Annotated in this window: 15 protein-coding genes; 12 read left to right on the top strand and 3 right to left on the bottom strand. The window is 69.5% G+C overall.

Annotation, left to right across the window (positions count from 1 at the left end; translation table 11 throughout):
* Positions 1–10 precede the first annotated feature (10 nt).
* Positions 11–1540 carry a ricin-type beta-trefoil lectin domain protein gene (locus OG963_RS18465; protein WP_319324670.1) on the bottom strand — a complete coding sequence of 510 codons (1530 nt, stop codon included), beginning with the start codon at positions 1538–1540 and terminating at the stop codon, positions 11–13.
* A gap of 106 nt (positions 1541–1646) precedes the next feature.
* On the opposite strand from OG963_RS18465, the gene OG963_RS18470 reads away from it, so the two are divergent.
* The 4 genes from OG963_RS18470 to OG963_RS18485 all read left to right on the top strand — a co-directional run bounded on the left by OG963_RS18470 (position 1647) and on the right by OG963_RS18485 (position 7788).
* Positions 1647–3068 (top strand): class II fumarate hydratase, encoded by a 1422-nt coding sequence (locus tag OG963_RS18470; RefSeq protein ID WP_371799255.1) that lies wholly within the window; start codon positions 1647–1649, stop codon positions 3066–3068.
* Positions 3069–3112: 44 nt separating this feature from the next.
* Complete coding sequence (locus OG963_RS18475) at positions 3113–3829, top strand: DUF402 domain-containing protein (RefSeq protein WP_093772921.1); 717 nt, start codon at positions 3113–3115, stop codon at positions 3827–3829.
* A gap of 370 nt (positions 3830–4199) precedes the next feature.
* The gene (locus OG963_RS18480; RefSeq protein ID WP_093772923.1) at positions 4200–6191 is read left to right on the top strand and encodes an ATP-binding SpoIIE family protein phosphatase; all 1992 of its coding nucleotides are present in this window, start codon (positions 4200–4202) and stop codon (positions 6189–6191) included.
* A 133-nt stretch (positions 6192–6324) separates the two neighbouring features.
* Positions 6325–7788, top strand: coding sequence for a catalase (locus tag OG963_RS18485; protein WP_093772925.1), 1464 nt, complete (start codon positions 6325–6327; stop codon positions 7786–7788).
* 85 nt (positions 7789–7873) lie between these two features.
* Here the strand turns inward: OG963_RS18485 and OG963_RS18490 are convergent, their stop codons facing one another.
* Entirely contained in the window at positions 7874–10093 is a 2220-nt protein-coding gene (locus tag OG963_RS18490) for a transglycosylase domain-containing protein (protein ID WP_093929475.1), read from the bottom strand.
* 221 nt (positions 10094–10314) lie between these two features.
* Between OG963_RS18490 and OG963_RS18495 the strand changes: the two genes are divergently transcribed.
* The 6 genes from OG963_RS18495 to OG963_RS18520 all read left to right on the top strand — a co-directional run bounded on the left by OG963_RS18495 (position 10315) and on the right by OG963_RS18520 (position 16887).
* Complete coding sequence (locus OG963_RS18495; RefSeq protein ID WP_093772929.1) at positions 10315–11262, top strand: SPFH domain-containing protein; 948 nt, start codon at positions 10315–10317, stop codon at positions 11260–11262.
* 26 nt (positions 11263–11288) lie between these two features.
* Entirely contained in the window at positions 11289–11474 is a 186-nt protein-coding gene (locus OG963_RS18500; RefSeq protein ID WP_051877984.1) for a hypothetical protein, read from the top strand.
* 305 nt (positions 11475–11779) lie between these two features.
* Positions 11780–13072 carry an alkaline phosphatase gene (locus OG963_RS18505; protein ID WP_319736791.1) on the top strand — a complete coding sequence of 431 codons (1293 nt, stop codon included), beginning with the start codon at positions 11780–11782 and terminating at the stop codon, positions 13070–13072.
* 211 nt (positions 13073–13283) lie between these two features.
* Positions 13284–13808: a PadR family transcriptional regulator gene (locus OG963_RS18510; protein ID WP_030914991.1), complete on the top strand. Its 525-nt coding sequence runs from the start codon at positions 13284–13286 to the stop codon at positions 13806–13808.
* Complete coding sequence (locus OG963_RS18515; RefSeq protein ID WP_093772931.1) at positions 13805–14491, top strand: ABC transporter ATP-binding protein; 687 nt, start codon at positions 13805–13807, stop codon at positions 14489–14491. The genes OG963_RS18510 and OG963_RS18515 overlap by 4 nt, the downstream gene beginning before the upstream one ends.
* On the top strand, positions 14488–16887 hold the full coding sequence (locus OG963_RS18520; protein ID WP_371799256.1) for an ABC transporter permease: 2400 nt from the start codon (positions 14488–14490) through the stop codon (positions 16885–16887). Before OG963_RS18515 ends, OG963_RS18520 begins: the two co-directional genes overlap by 4 nt.
* Positions 16888–16941: 54 nt before the next feature.
* On the opposite strand, the gene OG963_RS18525 is transcribed toward OG963_RS18520, so the two are convergent.
* Entirely contained in the window at positions 16942–17910 is a 969-nt protein-coding gene (locus OG963_RS18525; RefSeq protein WP_362269790.1) for a hydrogen peroxide-inducible genes activator, read from the bottom strand.
* Positions 17911–18041: 131 nt separating this feature from the next.
* Between OG963_RS18525 and OG963_RS18530 the strand changes: the two genes are divergently transcribed.
* Complete coding sequence (locus OG963_RS18530; RefSeq protein WP_030914981.1) at positions 18042–18596, top strand: peroxiredoxin; 555 nt, start codon at positions 18042–18044, stop codon at positions 18594–18596.
* A gap of 12 nt (positions 18597–18608) precedes the next feature.
* Positions 18609–19145 (top strand): alkyl hydroperoxide reductase, encoded by a 537-nt coding sequence (locus OG963_RS18535; protein ID WP_093772937.1) that lies wholly within the window; start codon positions 18609–18611, stop codon positions 19143–19145.
* Positions 19146–19147: the final 2 nt, after the last annotated feature.

Consider the following 19147-nt stretch of genomic DNA (forward strand, 5'->3'; position numbering starts at 1 on the left):
CCCTGCGGCCCTACGCGAAGCGCTGCTTCGCGGTCCCGTCGCACGCCTGGAGCTTCAGCGGGTCCTTGGCCGCCGCGAGCGTCAGGCACAGCCCGGTCGAAGCCGCCGGGCGCAGCGTGCCCGACTCCTGGACGAACTGCTGGTTCGCCGCGCCCGAGCAGTTCCACAGGATGAGCGTGACACCCGCCCGGTAGTCGGCGCCCGGCACGTCGAGGCACCGGTCGTGGCTCAGTTCCGTACGGACGGTCTTCGTGCCTGCGTCGTACCACCAGCCCTGGTTGCGACCGCCGTGGCAGTCCCAGCCCGCGATCTTCGTGTTGTTCCGGGTCACCGACGCGGGGACGTCGACACACGTGCCGGTGGCCGCGTTCCTCAGGGGCTTGAAGACCGAGTCCCAGGCGGCAGGCTCCAGGACCGGCTTGCCGGTGCTCGCCGGGTCTGCGCAGCTCGCCTCGCGCAGACCGGAGTTGTAGATCTGGGTCAGGCAGGAGGCGAAGGCGGCGTGTCCGCGCGCGTTGGGGTGGAAGGACTGCCGGACGGAGTTGGAGTCCGGCGGGAAGTGCGACAGGTCGATGTAGAGGCCGCGGGCCCAGGTGTCCTCCATGCAGACCTCGTGGCCGTGGAAGAGCCGGGAGTTGTCGAGGTAGACGGCCCCGGTGTCGGCTGCGGCCTTGCGCATTCCGCGTTCGAAGGCGGGGACGGCGACGTTCCGGCCCCAGGCGGCGTCGGAGTCGTAACCGGCGCAGCCACCCGGAATCTTGCCGGGGAAGTTCGGGTTGTCGTTGAAGTCGGGGCCGATCGGGCTGGGGTAGCCCATGACCACGAGCTTGTAGTCGCCACTGGCGTATCCGGCGTCGGACATGACGGTCTGCAGGTCGCGAACCGTCTTCTCGACCTTGGGGACGAGCCCGTCGACCCGAGCCTGCCAGCCGCCCTCGTACGTCGGCCGGCAGGCGCCCTTGAGGAGCACCCAGCGCTCCACGCAGTCCGTCATCACCGGGCCGAACTGGAGGTCGTCGTTGGCGCCGGCCACGAGCACGATCATCTTGATGCGGGTGTTGCGGGCCTTGATGGCGAGGTTGTCGCTCTGCACGAGTTCGTCGGCGTACTGCCTGGTCCCGCCGATCACGATGTTTCCGGTGTACGCGCCCGAGCAGGAGACGTTGTACGTGACGTCGGCGGGGATCCCGGTGCGGTGGATGGCGGAGTCGGGCGAGCGGTGGCACCAGTTGTCGGGACCGTTGGTGCCCGCTTCGTACGTTCCGACGCCCTCGCCGGAGATCTCGCTGTCGCCGAGCGAGATCAGCCCGGTCCTGCGGTCGGCGAGCGGGCGCTCCGCCGGGTCGCCGTACAGCCGGGTGGCTTCGGCGGCGCGGACGGCCTCCAGTTCGGGCGGGAGGGGGGTGGATGCGGTAGGGGTGGTACCGGACCGGTGTGCCGCGCCGGCCGGTCCGGCTGCCGCGGTCGTGCCGCCCATCGCCGCCGCCAAGACCGCGGCAGCCGCGACCGTACGGCGGAGTCTGTGTCTGGTGCGCCTCATTGCGCCTCCCCGGTTTGTGGTTACCCCCGGTATTTACTGGCCGGTAGGCGACTTGGGAATACGCAGAACAAGACAAGTGCTCAACTTTTTCAGGAGGTTGAACCCCATGGACGACGCACAGACACCCGCCGGCCCGGCCGACACCACCGAGTACCGCATCGAGCACGACTCGATGGGTGAGGTGAAGGTCCCCACGCATGCCAGATGGCGGGCCCAGACGCAGCGCGCCGTGGAGAACTTCCCGATCTCCGGCCAGCGCCTGGAACGGGCTCACATCGAGGCCCTGGCCCGGATCAAGGCCGCCGCGGCCAAGGTCAACGCCGAGCTCAAGGTGCTCGCCCCGGACATCGCCGACGCGATCCAGGACGCGGCGGCCGAGGTCGCCGACGGCCGCTGGGACGCGCACTTCCCGATCGATGTCTTCCAGACCGGGTCCGGCACGTCCTCCAACATGAACACCAACGAGGTCCTGGCGACCCTCGCCACCGAACGGCTCGGCCGTGAGGTCCACCCCAACGACCACGTCAACGCCTCGCAGTCGTCCAACGACGTCTTCCCGTCGTCCATCCACATCGCCGCGACCGCGGCCGTCACCGGTGAACTGATCCCCGCCCTGGACCATCTGGCGGCCGCGCTGGAGCGCAAGTCCGCCGAGTTCGCAACAGTCGTGAAGTCGGGCCGTACACATCTGATGGACGCGACGCCGGTGACCCTGGGTCAGGAGTTCGGCGGTTACGCGGCGCAGATCCGGTACGGCATCGAGCGGCTGAACGCCTCGCTGCCGCGCCTCGCCGAACTGCCGCTCGGAGGCACGGCCGTCGGCACCGGCATCAACACCCCGCCCGGCTTCTCCGCCGCCGTGATCGCCGAGGTCGCCCGCGTCACCGGGCTTCCGCTCACCGAGGCCCGCGACCACTTCGAGGCGCAGGGCGCGCGGGACGGGCTCGTCGAGACATCGGGTCAGCTCCGCACGATCGCCGTCTCGCTCACCAAGATCTCCAACGACCTGCGCTGGATGGCCTCCGGCCCGCGCACCGGATTGGCCGAGATCAGCCTTCCGGACCTCCAGCCGGGCTCGTCGATCATGCCGGGGAAGGTGAATCCGGTCATTCCCGAGGCCGTCCTGATGGTCACCGCCCAGGTGATGGGGAACGACACGACGGTCGCCGTCGCGGGCGCGGCGGGCAACTTCGAACTGAACGTCATGCTGCCGGTCATCGCGAAGAACCTGCTGGAGTCGGTCCGGTTGCTGGCCAACGTCTCCCGGCTGCTGGCTGACCGTACCGTCGACGGGATCACGGCCGACGTGGAACGGGCCCGGGAGTATGCGGAGTCCTCACCGTCCGTCGTCACCCCGCTGAACAAGTACATCGGCTACGAGGAGGCGGCGAAGGTCGCCAAGAAGTCGCTCGCCGAACGGCGGACGATCCGCGAAGTGGTGCTGGCCTCGGGGTATGTGGAGCGCGGCGATCTCACGGTGGAACAGCTCGACGAAGCGCTCGACGTGTTGCGTATGACCCGCCCGTGACGTGGATCGCAGCAACCGGGCGGCCGCATCCCTAAGATCTCTCCATGGCAGGTACGGGAGACAACGCGCGCGCAGAAGTCGATCGCTCGGACGCCGGGTACTGGGCGCCGGGCGATCACATCCTGTGGCGCTACCGCGGCAACGGTCCGCGGTCGCCCGGCGACGCCCACAGCCCCGTCCACATCTGCCGGCCGGTCACCGTCGTCCAGGACACCGACGAACTGCTCGCCGTCTGGATGGCACCCGGCACCGAATGCATCAGACCGGTCCTCGCCGACGGCACCAGCGTGCACGCCGAGCCGCTCGCCACCCGGTACACCGCGCCCCGCACCGTCGCCCGCTCGACCTGGTTCGGCAGGGGCGTGCTGAAACTCGCCCGACCCGGCGAACCCTGGTCGGTCTGGCTGTTCTGGGACCGAGGCTGGAGCTTTCGCAACTGGTACGTGAACCTGGAGGAACCGCGCACCCGCTGGGCCGGCGGCGTCGACTCCGAGGATCACTTTCTCGACATCGCCGTGCACCCCGACCGAAGCTGGCGCTGGCTGGACGAGGACGAATTCGCCCAGGCGCAGCGGGTCGGTCTGATGGACCGGGACACCGCGCGGCGGGTACGGGAGGCGGGCCGCGCGGCCGTCGACGTGATCAACACCTGGGGCGCTCCGTTCCGGGACGGCTGGGAGAACTGGCGGCCCGATCCGCGGTGGCAGGTGCCCGCTCTGCCGGATGACTGGGACCGTACGCCCTCGCATATGCCGTCGTGAGACCCTTGATGCACCCCAGGGGGGCAAACGTAGGATCGTCCTCCGGAGGGCTGCTCCGCTCCAATCGGCGGGCGCGGCACACGACCTGACCGCGAGTCATCGCACGAGTGCACGATCTTCATGAGCCGCATCAGTTGCATGAGCAGCAACAACCGCACGAGCCACTACGAGGGGGTGGAGATGTGCACGCTGTCCGCCGCCGAAACGGCGGAAACGTTGTCAGCGACACACCCCGCAGGCATACGGTTTCGGCCCCGCAGAGCTGGGCATGCGATGGCAGCCGTTGTCATCAACGCTCTCTCCGGGGCACAGTGGCGCCCCACAAGGTGATTGCCTCATACAACCGGCCCGGACGGACGGAACCCCACGCGTGACGGAGCATCCCACCTCCCACGAAGGCCGGCAGCCTCTCGCCGCCCGGTCGCAGGAACGCGCCCGGCCGCGGCAGCAGGACGCCGCGCCGGCAGCCGCCCCTGCCACCGCAGCGATTCCCGGCCCCGCAGCGGCGTCGGGCCCGAAGCCGGCCACGCCCGCCGGCACCGGCTCGAATCCCACGGCGATTCCCGGCCCCGCGACGGCACCGGCCCCCGCCGTCACGCCGAGCACAGCGGCGGCGGGACCGGACCCGCAGACGGTGGCCCGCCGCGAAGGTGACCGGCTGCGCTTCGTGGGCGCCGCGACCCGCCGGATCGCCCGCGGCATAGACCTGGACGAGATCGTCCTCGGCCTGTGCCGGGCCAGCGTGCCGACGTTCTCCGACGCCATACTCGTCTACCTCCGCGATCCGCTCCCCGTCGGCGACGAGCGCCCGGCCACTCCGTTCATCCTGCGGCTGCGCCGGTCCGACCGGCTGCGTTTAAACGATGAGGAGACCGAGACCTCCCCGGAGACCGAGCGACTGCGCCCGCCCACCATCGACCCGCACGCCGACCTGACGCCCGCGGCCGAACTCTGCGAGGTGCAGGCGGGCGGTGCGCTCGCCGAGGTGCTGCGCGGCGTACGGCCCGTCTTCGGGGACTCCGCGGCGGCCCGCGTCGCCCTGCCCGAACTGCTCGGCGCCGGGCGCACCGTCCCCTCCGGCCACCGGGTGATCCTCGCCCCGCTGCGCGGCCGCCGGCGGGTGATCGGTGCTGCCGTCTTCCTGCGCGGTACCGAGCGGCCGCCGTTCGAGGCCAATGACCTGCTGGTCGCCGCCCAGCTGGCCACGCACACCGCGCTCGGCATCGACAAGGCCGTGCTGTACGGGCGCGAGGCCTACATCGCCGATGAGCTGCAGCGCACCATGCTGCCCGACTCGCTGCCGCAGCCCACCGGCGTCCGGCTCGCCTCCCGCTACCTCCCGGCCGCCGAGACGGCCCGGGTCGGCGGCGACTGGTACGACGCCATCCCGCTGCCCGGCAGCAGGGTCGCCCTGGTCGTCGGCGACGTCATGGGCCACTCCATGACCTCCGCGGCCATCATGGGCCAGCTGCGCACCACCGCACAGACCCTCGCCGGGCTCGACCTGCCGCCGCAGGAGGTGCTGCACCACCTGGACGAGCAGGCGCAGCGGCTCGGCAGCGACCGGATGGCCACCTGCCTGTACGCGGTGTACGACCCGGTCGCGCACCGGATCACCATCGCCAACGCCGGACACCCGCCGCCCGTGCTTCTCCATCTGGGCGGCCGCGCCGAGGTGCTGCGGGTACCGCCCGGCGCCCCGATCGGCGTCGGCGGGGTGGACTTCGAGGCCGTCGAGCTGGACGCGCCCTCGGGCGCCACGCTGCTGCTGTACACCGACGGTCTGGTGGAGTCCCGGCTGCGGGACGTCTGGACCGGTATCGAGCAGCTGCGCGAGCGGCTCGCCGCCACCGCCCAGCTCACCGGACCGGATCACTCGCCGCCGCTGGAGGCGCTCTGCGACGACGTGCTCGACATGCTCGGCCCGGGCGACCGCGACGACGACATCGCGCTGCTCGCCGCCCGGTTCGACGGGATCGCGCCGAGCGATGTCGCGTACTGGTTCCTGGAGCCCGAGGACTCCGCCCCCGGACGGGCCCGGCGGCTGGCCCGCAGGGCGCTCAGCAGATGGGGCCTCGACGAGCTCTCGGACTCGGTGGAACTGCTGGTCAGCGAGGTGGTGACCAATGCGGTGCGGTACGCGGAGCGACCGGTCACGCTGCGGTTGCTGCGGACCGACATCCTGCGCTGCGAGGTCGGCGACGACGCCCCGCAGCTGCCCCGGCAGCGCCGGGCCCGCGACATGGACGAAGGCGGCCGCGGGCTCTTCCTGGTGAACCGGCTGGCCCGGCGGTGGGGTGCGACCCGGCTGTCCACCGGCAAGGTCGTCTGGTTCGAGATGCCGACTCGCGGCCAGCAATAAAATCAGGACGAATTAACCCAAGTCTGGACAAGGTCTACATGTTGCCGACCTCTCGTCGTCGGAGTTGACTCAGTCGTGACCGGGCGCCGCCTGGACGACCTGACCGACACCCCGCACCGACGGGAGGACGCTCGTGACCGAGGAAACGAAGAACGCTCCTTACACCACGAACAATGCCGGGATCCCGGTGGAGAGCGACGAACATTCGCTCACCGTCGGATCCGACGGCCCGATCCTGCTCCAGGACCACTACCTCATCGAGAAGATGGCCCAGTTCAACCGTGAACGGGTCCCCGAGCGAGTGGTCCACGCCAAGGGCTCCGGCGCCTACGGCATTTTCAAGGTGACCAACGACGTCAGCCAGTTCACCAAGGCGGACCTCTTCCAACCGGGCAAGCAGACCGCCATGCTCGCCCGCTTCTCCACGGTCGCCGGCGAACAGGGCTCCCCCGACACCTGGCGCGACCCCCGCGGCTTCGCGCTGAAGTTCTACACCGAGCACGGCAACTACGACATGGTCGGCAACAACACGCCGATCTTCTTCGTACGGGACCCGATGAAGTTCCAGGACTTCATCCGCTCGCAGAAGCGCCGCCCGGACAGCGCGGTGCGCGACCACGACATGCAGTGGGACTTCTGGACCCTCTCTCCCGAGTCCGCCCACATGGTCACCTGGCTGATGGGCGACCGCGGCATCCCGAAGACGTACCGCAACATGAACGGCTACAGCTCGCACACCTATATGTGGGTGAACGCGGGCGGCGAGAGGTTCTGGGTCAAGTACCGCTTCAAGACCGACCAGGGCATCGACTTCTACACCCAGGCCGATGCCGACGAGATGGCCGGTATCGACGGCGACGTCCACCGCCGTGACCTGTTCGAGTCGATCAAGCGGGGCGACCACCCGAGCTGGACGCTGTACGTCCAGATCATGCCGTTCGACGACGCGCCGGACTACCGGTTCAATCCGTTCGACCTCACGAAGGTGTGGCCGCACGGCGACTACCCGGAGATCGAAGTCGGCCGGATGACGCTGAACGAGAATCCCGAGGACTTCTTCGTCCACATCGAGCAGGCGTCCTTCGAGCCGTCGAACCTGGTGCCCGGCATCGGTCCGTCGCCCGACAAGATGCTGCTCGGCAGGCTCTTCTCGTATCCGGACACCCACCGGTACCGGATCGGCCCGAACTACGCGCAGCTGCCGCCGAACCGTCCGCGCTTCGGCCGGAACTCGTACGCGAAGGACGGCCCGATGCGGTACGAGCCGACGCGCACGGGGGCGGTCTACGCGCCGAACTCGTACGGCGGACCGGCCGCGGACACCGAACGCTTCGGCGACCCGGCGGGCTGGGCCACCGCGGGTGAGATGGTCCACGAGGCGTACAAGCTGCACCGGGAGGACGACGACTGGGGCCAGGCGGGCACGATGGTCCGCAAGGTGCTCGACGACGCGGCACGCGATCGGCTCGTGTCGAACATTTCCGGACATCTCCTGGACGGCGTGAGCCGCCCCGTCCTGGAGCGGGCGTTGCAGTACTGGCGCAACGTCGACCAGGACCTCGGCGACCGGATCGCCAAGGAGGTCAACGGCGGCTGACACCGTCGTACGCAGAAACACGGGAGAGGGGCGGTGCCCGTCCGGCACCGCCCCTCTCCCGTGCGTTCATCGCTCTCTCATGCGTTCACTGATTGAGCGGGTTGTTGTGTCCGGGCCGCCCGGAGTTCGCTCCGCCGCCCGGCAGGACGGGGGACTCGCTCGGCAGGACGGGGGACTCGCTCGGCGGCTCGATGGGCGACTGACTGGCCGGGTCGCTGGGCGTCTCGATCGGGCTCTGCGACGGCCGATCCGACGACTCGGACGGCGACGGGTCGGGGCTCTCCGACGTCGAGGGACTCGTCGACGGGCTGGCCGGCACGGTGACCTCGCCGCGCTCCACGTCCTGGAGATCGAACTGGGCGCTGGAGCCGCCGCCCAGCGCGCCGAGGGTGTAGTCCGCCCAGATCTGCGCCGGGAAGCCGCCACCGTTGGCCCGGCCGGAGTTCGCGGTGCCGGTCAGACTGACCTGACCGCCGCCTTCCTTGGGGGATTCACCGAAGAGCGCCACGACCGTGGTGAGCTCCGGGGTGTAGCCCGCGAACAGGGCCGACTTGTTGTTCTCCGAGGTACCCGTCTTGCCCGCCGCCTCGTAGGCCGAGGTGTTGGCCGCCTGGCCGGAGCCGCTGTGCACGACGCCCCTCAGGACGGAGGTCACGGTGTCGGCGGACTTGCGGCTGATCACCTGACTCCCGATGCCCTCGACCGGGTCGACGGTGCGGTCCCGGTGCTTGGCGGACTTCACGATGAACGGGGTGACCTTCCGGCCGTGGTTGTCGAGCGTGGCGTACGCGCCCGCCATGTCCCAGGTCGAGGCGTTCATCGTGCCCAGTGTGATGGCCGGGCGCTCGGGGAAGTTCTGGTCCGGCACGCCGAGCGCCAGCGCCGTCTTCTTCACCGCGGGCGGGCCGACGTCGACCACCATCTGCGCGAAGACCGAGTTGATCGACTTGTTCATCGCGGTCTGCACGGTGACATCACCGTAGCTCTGGTTGTCCTCGTTCTCGGGGGCGAACGGGGTGTCGCTGCCCACGACCGGCCGCTTGCTGGTGCCGTCGTAGCGGGTGTTGACGCCGATCAGATCGCCGCCCTGGGTTTTCGACTCGTTCTCCAGCGCGGAGGCGAGCACCAGCGGCTTGAAGGTGGAGGCGGGCTGGTAGTCCCGGCGCGTGGCGTTGGAGATGTAGTGCTTGACGTAGTCCACCCCGCCGTAGAGCGCGACGACTGCGCCGGTCTTCGGGTCGACAGAGGTGGCACCTGCCTGGACGGTCGCGTCGACCTTGTTGCCCTTGCGGTCCAGCTTGGACTCCAGCTGGCGGTCGACCGACGCCTCCAGCTGCTTCTGCCGCTTCTTGTCGATGTTCAGGGTGAAGGTCCAGCCGCCGGCCTCCCGCATGTCCCCCGTGATGCCCTGCTTGTCCAGCTCCTTGTTGGCGGCCTCGACGAGGTATCCGGTCTGGCCCTCCATGCCGCGTGCGGGCTTGGGCTTGTCCGGGACGGGGAACTTCAGGGTGTCGCGCTGGGCCTGGTCGAGCCAGTGCATCTCGACCATGTTGTCGAGCGTGTAGGCCCAGCGCTCCTTGACGAGCCTCCGGCCGGTGGGCGTCGCGACCGCCCAGTCGTACTGGCTGGGGGCCTGGAGCAGCGCGGCCAGGTAGGCACCCTGGGAAACGTTGAGGTCCTTGGCGTCGACCCCGTAGTAGGCCTGCGCCGCGGCCTGGATCCCGCTCGCGCCGCGGCCGTAGTACGCGGTGTTGATGTACCCGGCGAGGATGTAGTTCTTGTCCTTCTTCTGGTCGACCTTGAGCGAGATCACCAGCTCTTTGAGCTTGCGGCTGACCGTCGGGTCCTGCGTCAGGTAGTAGTTCTTCACGTACTGCTGGGTGATGGTCGAGCCACCCTGCTTGCCCTTGCCGGAGAGCGTGTTGAAGATGCCGCGCGCGGTGCCCCTCAGGTCGACGCCCTTGTCCTTGTAGAACGTCTTGTTCTCGGCGGCGACGAAGGTGTGCTGCACCTCCTTCGGGACCTCGGCGAGGTCCACGATCTGGCGGTTGACCCCTTTACCGGTCCGGGTCAGCACTGTGCCGTCGCTGTACTGGTAGACGTTGCTCTGCCGCTCGGCCAGGGCGTTGGCCTTGGGTATGTCCACGTACAGGTAGAGCGCCACGAAGGCGCCCATGATCAGCAGGCAGAACCCGAAGAACGTGCCCAGCATCTTCCGCCAGGTGAAGAGTCTGCGTATGCCGCCGCTCTTCGCGGCCCGCCGCGCTCCGCGCTGCTGGGCTCGTCGCGCATCCGCTCGACCCATCGCTGTATCGCTCCCGTTTCTCTGCTCGCCTGATCCGCTCAGCCCAGACAGCTAACACTGTCGACAAGGACAAAATGCAAGCGATCCGGTCTTTTCCGGACGTGACAATCAGCACCCGTTCCTTAAGGAACCGACTCCCGGGAGGTGCACATGGTTGCGAATTCGCTTAATGTGTAATCACATTGCTAGCAACGAGCTAGACACACAAACAGGGGGAAAAAATGACGGACCACGCCATAGCGGCGCAGACCGACGGCGCTCCGGAGATGCCCGAGCCACAGGTCCGGGAGACCACGGCCCACTCCATCCCCGGCGGCTTCGGCCTGCTCCTGACCGTTCTCGGCGTATTCCTCGGCGTCGGCCTGGCGATCTTCGGTGGCGCCCTGGGCGCCCACGGCCACAACGGGGCGGGGATCCCGCTCCTCGTCGTCGGGGTGCTCCTCGCCGTCGCCTCGCTCTTCTGCATGAGCGGCGTCAAGATGGTGGCGCCCGGTGAGGCCCGCGTCATCCAGCTCTTCGGCCGGTACGTCGGAACGATCCGCGCCGACGGACTGCGCTGGATCAACCCGCTGACCAGCAGCCGCAAGATCTCCACCCGGGTCCGCAACCACGAGACCGCGGTCCTCAAGGTCAACGACGCCTACGGCAACCCGATCGAGCTCGCCGCGATCGTCGTCTGGAAGGTCGAGGACACCGCGCAGGCACTCTTCGAGGTCGACGACTTCCGGAAGTTCGTCGCCACGCAGACCGAGGCGGCCGTCCGCCACATCGCGATCGAGTACCCGTACGACGCCCACGACGAGGGCGGCCTGTCACTGCGCGGCAACGCGGACGAGATCACCGAGAAGCTGGGCGCCGAACTCACCGCCCGGGTGCAGGCCGCCGGCGTACGCATCATCGAGTCCCGCTTCAGCCACCTCGCCTACGCCCCCGAGATCGCCTCCGCGATGCTCCAGCGCCAGCAGGCGGGGGCGGTGGTCGCGGCCCGTCAGCAGATCGTCGAGGGCGCGGTCGGCATGGTCGAGATGGCGCTGACCCGGATCGCGGAACAGGACATCGTCGAGCTCGACTCGGAACGCAAGGCGGCAATGGTCAGCAACCTGATGGTGGTGCTGTGCGGTGACCGCGCGGCGCAACCCGTCCTGAACACGGGCACGCTCTACCAGTGACGGAAGAAACCCCGAAGCGCAAGCAGATGCTGCTGCGGCTGGACCCCGCGGTGCACGACGCGCTGGCCCGCTGGGCCTCGGACGAACTGCGCAGCGCGAACGCCCAGATCGAGTTCCTGCTGCGCAGGGCGCTGGCGGAGGCGGGCCGCCTGCCGACGACAGCGTCCCCCATCCCCCGCCGGGGCCGTCCCCCCAAGCCCCCGGCGGAGTAGGGGGGCGGACGGGACCGGGCGCCGGGCGCCTGCCCCGCAGTGCCGGACGGGCCGGAGGACCGGCCCGTCCGGCGATCGTGGGCACGCAGCCGTCGTCCCCGGCGGACGCCGCTGGAGGAAGCCGGATCCGACCGTGCCCGCCGCGCTCCGGCAGGTCTTCCCGGGGCCGAGGGCGACGAGCGGAACCGGGCCGACGAAGCCCCGGCTGCGGGTTGTTCCGTCTCCCGACGCCTCTCGTTCACGACGGGTACCGACCCCACACCTACGTTCGCATGTGAAAGCTATGCAATTCACGAGGAGCTGTTGTGAACAGACGCGTGCGTAGTGCGCGATGGGGAGCACCCGTTGCCGCGGCCGTCGTGGCGGCAGTCGCCACGATGGTGCTCAACCCGACGCTGGGTGCGTCGGCCGTTGCTCCGCAGTCGGCGGCAAAGGCGAAGACCCCCACGGCGAAGAACGTCATCTTCATCAACGGTGACGGCATGGGCGCCTCGATGCGCGAGGCGGCAAGGCTCAACCTTTCCGGCCTGGAAGGCCAGCTGGCGATGGACCGCCTCGCGGCATCCGGCCAGCTCACCACCACCCCGCACGACCCGAAGGCCGTCGTGACGGACTCCGCCGCCGCGGCGACCGCATGGGCCACGGGCGAGAAGACCTACAACGGCGCGATCAGCGTCGACGTCGACGGCAACCCGCTGGCGACCCTCGGCCAGCAGGCCAAGGCGGCCGGCAAGGCCACCGGACTGGTGACCACCGCCCAGGTCACCGACGCGTCCCCGGCGGCGTTCTTCGCCAACACCGCGGACCGCGGACAGCAGGACGAGATCGCCCGTCAGTACCTGGACGTCAGCAAGCCCGACGTCATCCTGGGCGGCGGCGAGGACTGGTGGCTGCCGGCCGGTACGCCGGGCGCGTTCAATGACAAGCCGGCGGAGGACACGACCGAGGGCAGCCGCGGCACCAAGGGCAACCTGATCAAGAAGGCCCAGAAGGCCGGTTACTCGTACGTCAACAGTGCGAGCGGGCTGAGCAAGGCCAAGAACGGCAAGATCCTCGGGCTGTTCAGCAACGAGGAGATGTTCCAGCAGCGCCCCGAGGGCCAGGGCGACGTCTACAGCCCGGTCGTGGACCTCGGCACGATGACCAGCAAGGCCCTGACCAGCCTGGACAAGAACAAGAAGGGCTTCTTCCTCATGGTCGAGGAGGAAGGCACCGACGAGTTCGCGCACTCCAACAACGGCACGCGCGTCCTGCAGTCGATGCAGCAGCTGGAGAAGGCCGTCGCGGTCGCCCGCGCGTACATCGCGACGCACCCCGACACGCTGCTCGTCGTCACCGGTGACCACGAGACCGGCGGTCTCTCGGTCGAGGAGGTCGACGGCACCGACGAGTCCGGGGACGCCATCTCCGCCGAGGACGGTCCGTTCTCGATCCGCGGCAGCGACCGCAAGTTCATCATCGACTGGACCACGTCGGGACACACCAGCGTGGACGTGCCCGTGACGGCGAGCGGTCCGCTCTCCGACAGCTTCTCGGGCAAGCACCCGAACACGTACGTGCACGACGTGCTCAAGCAGGTGCTGGCACCGCGCCGCTGAACACGGTGACGCAAGGAACGGGCCCCGGGAGCATCCTCCCGGGGCCCGTTCCCGTGGGCGCGGGGCGCGATGCCGTCGGGTCGGCACGGGGTCGCCGTGAGCCCGCTCGAGGCGGCACCGCGCGGCACGGCGGCGTGCCCCACCTCACCTCGAGGGGGACCGCCCCACCCGGATATACACGCGAGGTATACACACCACTTATAGTGTCCGCATGTCTATCGGTCACACCCTCCTCGGGCTCCTCGAGTCCGGCCCCCGCCACGGCTACGACCTCAAGCGCACCTTCGACGAGAAGTTCGGCCACGACCGCCCCCTGCACTACGGCCAGGTCTACTCGACCATGTCCCGCCTCCTCAAGAACGGCCTCGTCGAGGTCGACGGCATAGAGAGCGGCGGCGGCCCCGAGCGCAAGCGATACGCCATCACCGAGGCCGGTATCACCGACGTCGCCGACTGGCTCGCGCAGCCCGAGAAGCCGGAGCCGTACCTCCAGTCGACGCTGTACACGAAGGTCGTCCTGGCCCTGCTCACCGGCCGCAGCGCCGAAACCCTCCTGGACACGCAGCGCGCCGAGCACCTGCGCCTCATGCGCATCCTCACCGACCGCAAGCGCGGCGGCGACCTCGCGGATCAGCTGATCTGCGACCACGCCCTCTTCCACCTCGAGGCCGACCTCCGCTGGCTGGAACTGACCGCCGCCCGCCTCGACCGCCTCGCCCTCGAGGTCGTCGCATGACCCCGGCCGGCTCCCTCCTCGTCGCCCACGACCTGCACAAGGCGTACGGCTCGACACCCGCCCTGGACGGCGCCTCGTTCTCCGTCCACCCCGGCGAGATCGTCGCCGTGCTGGGCCCGTCCGGCTCCGGCAAGTCGACCCTGCTGCACTGCCTCGCCGGCATCATCAGCCCCGACAGCGGCACGGTCAGCTACGCGGGCCGCGAACTCTCCGCGATGTCCGACGCCGAACGCAGCGCCCTGCGCCGCACCGATTTCGGCTTCGTCTTCCAGTTCGGACAGCTCGTCCCGGAGCTGACCTGCGTGGAGAACGTCGCCCTGCCGCTCCGCCTCAGCGGCACCAGGCGCAAGGACGCCGAACGCACCGCCCTCCGCTGGATGGAGCGCCTGGAGGTCGACGACCTCGGCACCAAGCGTCCCGGCGAGGTCTCCGGCGGCCAGGGCCAGCGCGTCGCCATCGCCCGCGCCCTGGCCTCCTCCCCGAAGGTGATCTTCGCGGACGAGCCGACCGGCGCCCTGGACTCCCTCAACGGCGAGCGGGTGATGAACCTGCTCACCGAGGCCGCCCGGTCCGCCGGTGTCGCCGTGGTCCTGGTGACGCACGAGGCCCGCATCGCCGCCTACTCCGACCGGGACGTCACCGTCCGCGACGGCCGTGCCCGCGACCTGGAGCACATCGCATGACGCTGCTCGAACCGAGGAAGGTCCCGGCGGCCGAGCAACCCCGGCCCACCGAGCCCTCCCGCGCGATCGCCCTGCTGCGCGACCTCGGCCTCGGCATCCGGTTCGCCTCCTCCGGCGGGCGGGAGGGCTGGACGCGCACCGTGCTCACCGCGGTCGGTGTCGGCCTCGGTGTGGCGCTGCTGCTGGTCGCCTCCTCCGTACCGCATCTGCTCGAACAGCGTTCCGCCCGCGACCAGGCCCGCGCCGAGGCCCGCGTCTCACGCAACGACACCGTCCCGAAGTCGGACTCCACGGTGCTGCGGATCAGCACGCAGTCCGAGTTCCGCGGCCGCTCCGTCGAGGGCTTCCTGATGCGGCCGGAAGGGGCGCACCCGGTGACCCCGCCCGGCGTGGCCGACTTCCCCGGCCCCGGCGAGATGGTGCTCTCGCCTGCCCTGAAGGATCTGCTCGCCTCCCCGGAAGGACGACTCCTCAAGGAGCGGCTGCCGTACCGGATCACCGGCACCATCGCCGATCCGGGACTGAGCTCCCCGGGCGAACTGCGCTACTACGCGGGCAGCGCCACCCTGACCGCCGCCGCGGGCGGCCACCGGCTCGCCGGTTACGGCGACCAGGCCCCACCCGAGCCCCTGTCCCCCGTCCTCATCGTGCTCGTCATCATGACCTGCGTCGTCCTGCTGGTGCCGGTCGCGATCTTCATCGCGACCGCCGTGCGCTTCGGCGGGGACCGTCGCGACCGCAGGCTCGCGGCGCTGCGCCTGGTCGGCGCGGACATCCGGATGACCCGCCGGATCGCTGCCGGTGAGGCGCTCTTCGGTGCCGTGCTGGGCCTGCTGGCGGGTCTGGCGCTCTTCCTGGTGGGGCGTCGGTTCATAGGCGGAGTCGAGGTGTGGGACGTCAGCGCCTTCCCTGCCGATCTGGTCCCGGCCCCCTGGCTGGCGGCGCTGATCGCGGTGTCGATTCCGGTGGCGGCGGTGCTGGTCACTCTGACCGCCCTGCGCTCGGTGGTGATCGAACCGCTCGGAGTCGTACGCAACAGCCGCAGCCGCAGACGCCGTCTCTGGTGGCGGCTGCTGATGCCGGTCCTGGGCGTGACGGTGCTCGCGCTGACCGGAAACGTCGACGAGAACACAACTGTCGATCCGTATCCGATCGCGGCCGGCGCCATCCTGGTCCTGGTGGGGCTCGCGCTGCTGCTGCCGTGGCTGGTCGAGACGTGTGTGAACCGGCTGCGTGGCGGCCCGGTGCCCTGGCAGCTCGCGACACGCAGGCTCCAGCTGAGCAGCGGGGCGGCGTCCCGTGCGGTCAGCGGCATCACGGTCGCGGTGGCGGGCGCGGTGGCGCTGCAGATGCTGTTCGCCGCGGTGGGCGACGACTTCAACCGGATCACCGGGCAGGATCCCTCGCGGGCCCAGTTCACGACGTCCTCCGAGAACGTGCCCGGTGACGCGGCCGCGCGCACCATCAAGGAGTTCCGGGCCACCAAGGGCGTACAGGCCGTCATCGGCACCGTCGAGGTGTACGTCACCCGGCCGGGGAAGTACGAGGGCGACATCCGCCCCACCACCTCACTGTCCGTCGGCGACTGCGCGACCCTGCGCGAGATCGCCCGGATCGACTCCTGCAAGGAGGGCGACGTCTTCGTCGTCCACCCCAGGAACGACAAGGAGATGACCTCCTGGATGGACCAGACGGCTCGCAAGGGCAAGGAGGTCGAGATCAGTTCGTCCATCGAGCCGGACGGCGTGAAGTCGAAGCGGTGGACCCTGCCCGCCGACGCCCGGACCGTCGTCTCCCGCCCCGACCCGATGGGCGAGGACCACTGGGGCATCATGGCCACGGTCGGCGCGGTCGACCCGAGTACGCTGCCCGGCGCGACGGTCAACGCGCAGATCAAGGTCGACGAGAACGTCGCGGACGTCTCCGAGTACGTACGGAACACGGCGGCCAGGATCGACCCCGGCATGAGCGTCTCCTCCCTGCACTCGATGACGCGCGACCGGCAGTACGCGAGCGTGCAGACCGGCCTCCAGGTCGGCGCGACCGTGACCCTGCTGCTGATCGCCGCCTCGATGCTGGTCTCCCAGCTGGAGCAGTTGCGGGAGCGCAGACGCCTGTTGTCGGTCCTGATCGCCTTCGGCACCCGGCGGACCACCCTCGGCTGGTCGGTGCTCTGGCAGACCGCGGTACCGGTGGTCATCGGCCTGGTGGTGGCGGTCGCGGGCGGGCTCGGGCTCGGCGCCGTGATGACCAGGATGATCGCCAAGAAGGTGACCGAATGGTGGGTGTTCCTGCCGATGGTGGGGGCGGGTGGCGCACTGATCCTGCTGGTCACCCTGGTCTCGCTGCCGCTGCTGTGGCGGCTCATGCGACCGGACGGCCTGCGGACGGAATGACGGACACAAGGGGTGCGGTCCGTCCGCAAGGAGGGGCCGCACCCCTTTCACGTTTCACGCGTGGGACGTGCCCGCCGTCAGCCGTACCGGCAGCGCCCGCATCGCCTCACGCAATGCGGCCGCGAACTCCTCGAACTCGCCGTGCCGCGCCGCCCCGGTCCGCATCCCCAGCGCCACCCGCCGCGACGGCGCGGGATCCGCGAAGTACCCGGTGGTCAGCGCGTCGTTGCGGGCGGTCTCCACGGTGACGGCGGTACGCGGCAGCAGCGTCACCCCGAGCCCTCCCGCGACCAGCTGCACCAGCGTGGACAGCCCGGCCGCGGTCGTGGTCACCGGCGCCCTCTCCGTGCGTCCCGCCTCCCGGCAGATGTCCAGCGCCTGGTCACGCAGACAGTGCCCCTCGTCGAGCAGCAGCAACGGCAGCTCGCGCAGCGCCTCGCGCGGGATGTCGGCACGACCGCCCAGCCAGTGGCTGCGCTCCATGACCAGCACGAAGTCCTCGTCGAAGAGCGGAAGTTCGGTCACCTGGGGCACCCCGAGCGGCACGGCGAGCAGCAGCAGGTCCAGCCGGCCGGCGGCCAGCCCCTCCAGCAGCGACGACGTCTGCTCCTCGTGCACCTGCAGGTCGAGCTCCGGGTAGCGGTCGTGGACCAGTCGCAGCACGGTCGGCAGCAGGTAGGGGGCGACGGTCGGAATCACGCCGAGCCTGAGCACACCGGTGAACGGCGCCCGGACCGCCTCGGCCTCCTCCATCAACTCACCGACGGCCTCGAGCACCGCCCCGGCCCGCACCGCCAGCCGCTCCCCGGCGGGCGAGAGCAGCACCTTGCGCGTCGTACGCTCGATGAGCTGGACACCGAGTGTCTCCTCCAGCGCCGACACCGCCCCGGAGAGCGCAGGCTGACTCATCCCGATTGCCGCCGCCGCGTCCCTGAAGTGCAGATGCTCGGCCACGGCCACGAAGGCGCGCAGCTGCGACAGACTGGGCTGTTTAGGTCGATTGCCCTGGTTGCTCTGCGCCACTGATAGGCACCTCCGATCATCAGGACCGAGTGTAGCTATTTCTGCGATCAATGCACTCTGTGCCAAGGTGGACACCGTCCAACCCTGAGGAACTCCCGCAAAAGGGAATTCCTACGCTGCAAGGAGAGCGCGTGCTCACTGTCGGTGACAAGTTCCCCCAGTTCGACCTGACCGCTTGTGTTTCGCTGGAGAGCGGCAAGGAGTTCGAGCAGATCAACCACAAGACCTACGAGGGTCAGTGGAAGATCGTCTTCGCGTGGCCCAAGGACTTCACTTTCGTGTGCCCCACCGAGATCGCCGCCTTCGGCAAGCTGAACGACGAGTTCGCCGACCGTGACGCCCAGATCCTCGGCTTCTCCGGCGACTCCGAGTTCGTGCACCACGCCTGGCGCAAGGACCACCCGGACCTGACCGACCTGCCTTTCCCGATGATGGCCGACTCGAAGCACGAGCTCATGCGTGACCTCGGCATCGAGGGCGAAGACGGCTTCGCGCAGCGCGCCGTCTTCATCGTCGACCCGAACAACGAGATCCAGTTCACGATGGTGACCGCCGGTTCCGTGGGCCGTAACCCCAAGGAGGTCCTCCGGGTCCTCGACGCCCTGCAGACCGACGAGCTGTGCCCGTGCAACTGGACCAAGGGCGAGAACACCCTGGACCCGGTCGCGCTCCTCTCGGGCGAGTGAGCTGACACCGACATGGCACTCGACGAACTGAAGGCCGCCGTACCGGACTTCGCCAAGGACCTGAAGCTGAACCTCGGTTCGGTCATCGGGAACAGCGAACTCCCGCAGCAGCAGCTCTGGGGCACCGTCCTCGCCTGCGCGATCGCCTCGCGCTCGCCGAAGGTGCTTCGCGAGCTCGAGCCGGAGGCCAAGGCCAACCTCTCCGCCGAGGCGTACACCGCGGCGAAGTCGGCCGCCGCCGTCATGGCGATGAACAACGTCTTCTACCGGACCCGGCACCTGCTGTCGGACCCCGAGTACGGCACGCTCCGTGCGGGCCTGCGGATGAACGTCATCGGCAAGCCGGGCGTGGAGAAGGTCGACTTCGAGCTGTGGTCGCTCGCCGTCTCCGCGATCAACGGCTGCGGCCAGTGCCTGGACTCGCACGAGCAGGTGCTGCGCAAGGCCGGCGTGGACCGTGAGACCATTCAGGAAGCCTTCAAGATCGCCTCGGTGATCCAGGCGGTCGGCGTGACCCTCGATGCCGAGGCCGTGCTCGCCGAGCAGTAACA

Source organism: Streptomyces sp. NBC_01707 (genome assembly GCF_041438805.1).
In the GTDB taxonomy this organism is placed as follows: Bacteria; Actinomycetota; Actinomycetes; order Streptomycetales; family Streptomycetaceae; genus Streptomyces.

Coding starts and splice junctions, on each gene's coding strand:
- OG963_RS18535 (WP_093772937.1), top strand. CDS start 18,609: ATGGCACTCGACGAACTGAAGGCCGCCGTACCGGACTTCGCCAAGGAC.
- OG963_RS18465 (WP_319324670.1), bottom strand. CDS start 1,540: ATGAGGCGCACCAGACACAGACTCCGCCGTACGGTCGCGGCTGCCGCG.
- OG963_RS18470 (WP_371799255.1), top strand. CDS start 1,647: ATGGACGACGCACAGACACCCGCCGGCCCGGCCGACACCACCGAGTAC.
- OG963_RS18495 (WP_093772929.1), top strand. CDS start 10,315: ATGACGGACCACGCCATAGCGGCGCAGACCGACGGCGCTCCGGAGATG.
- OG963_RS18500 (WP_051877984.1), top strand. CDS start 11,289: ATGCTGCTGCGGCTGGACCCCGCGGTGCACGACGCGCTGGCCCGCTGG.
- OG963_RS18490 (WP_093929475.1), bottom strand. CDS start 10,093: ATGGGTCGAGCGGATGCGCGACGAGCCCAGCAGCGCGGAGCGCGGCGG.
- OG963_RS18510 (WP_030914991.1), top strand. CDS start 13,284: ATGTCTATCGGTCACACCCTCCTCGGGCTCCTCGAGTCCGGCCCCCGC.
- OG963_RS18520 (WP_371799256.1), top strand. CDS start 14,488: ATGACGCTGCTCGAACCGAGGAAGGTCCCGGCGGCCGAGCAACCCCGG.
- OG963_RS18475 (WP_093772921.1), top strand. CDS start 3,113: ATGGCAGGTACGGGAGACAACGCGCGCGCAGAAGTCGATCGCTCGGAC.
- OG963_RS18515 (WP_093772931.1), top strand. CDS start 13,805: ATGACCCCGGCCGGCTCCCTCCTCGTCGCCCACGACCTGCACAAGGCG.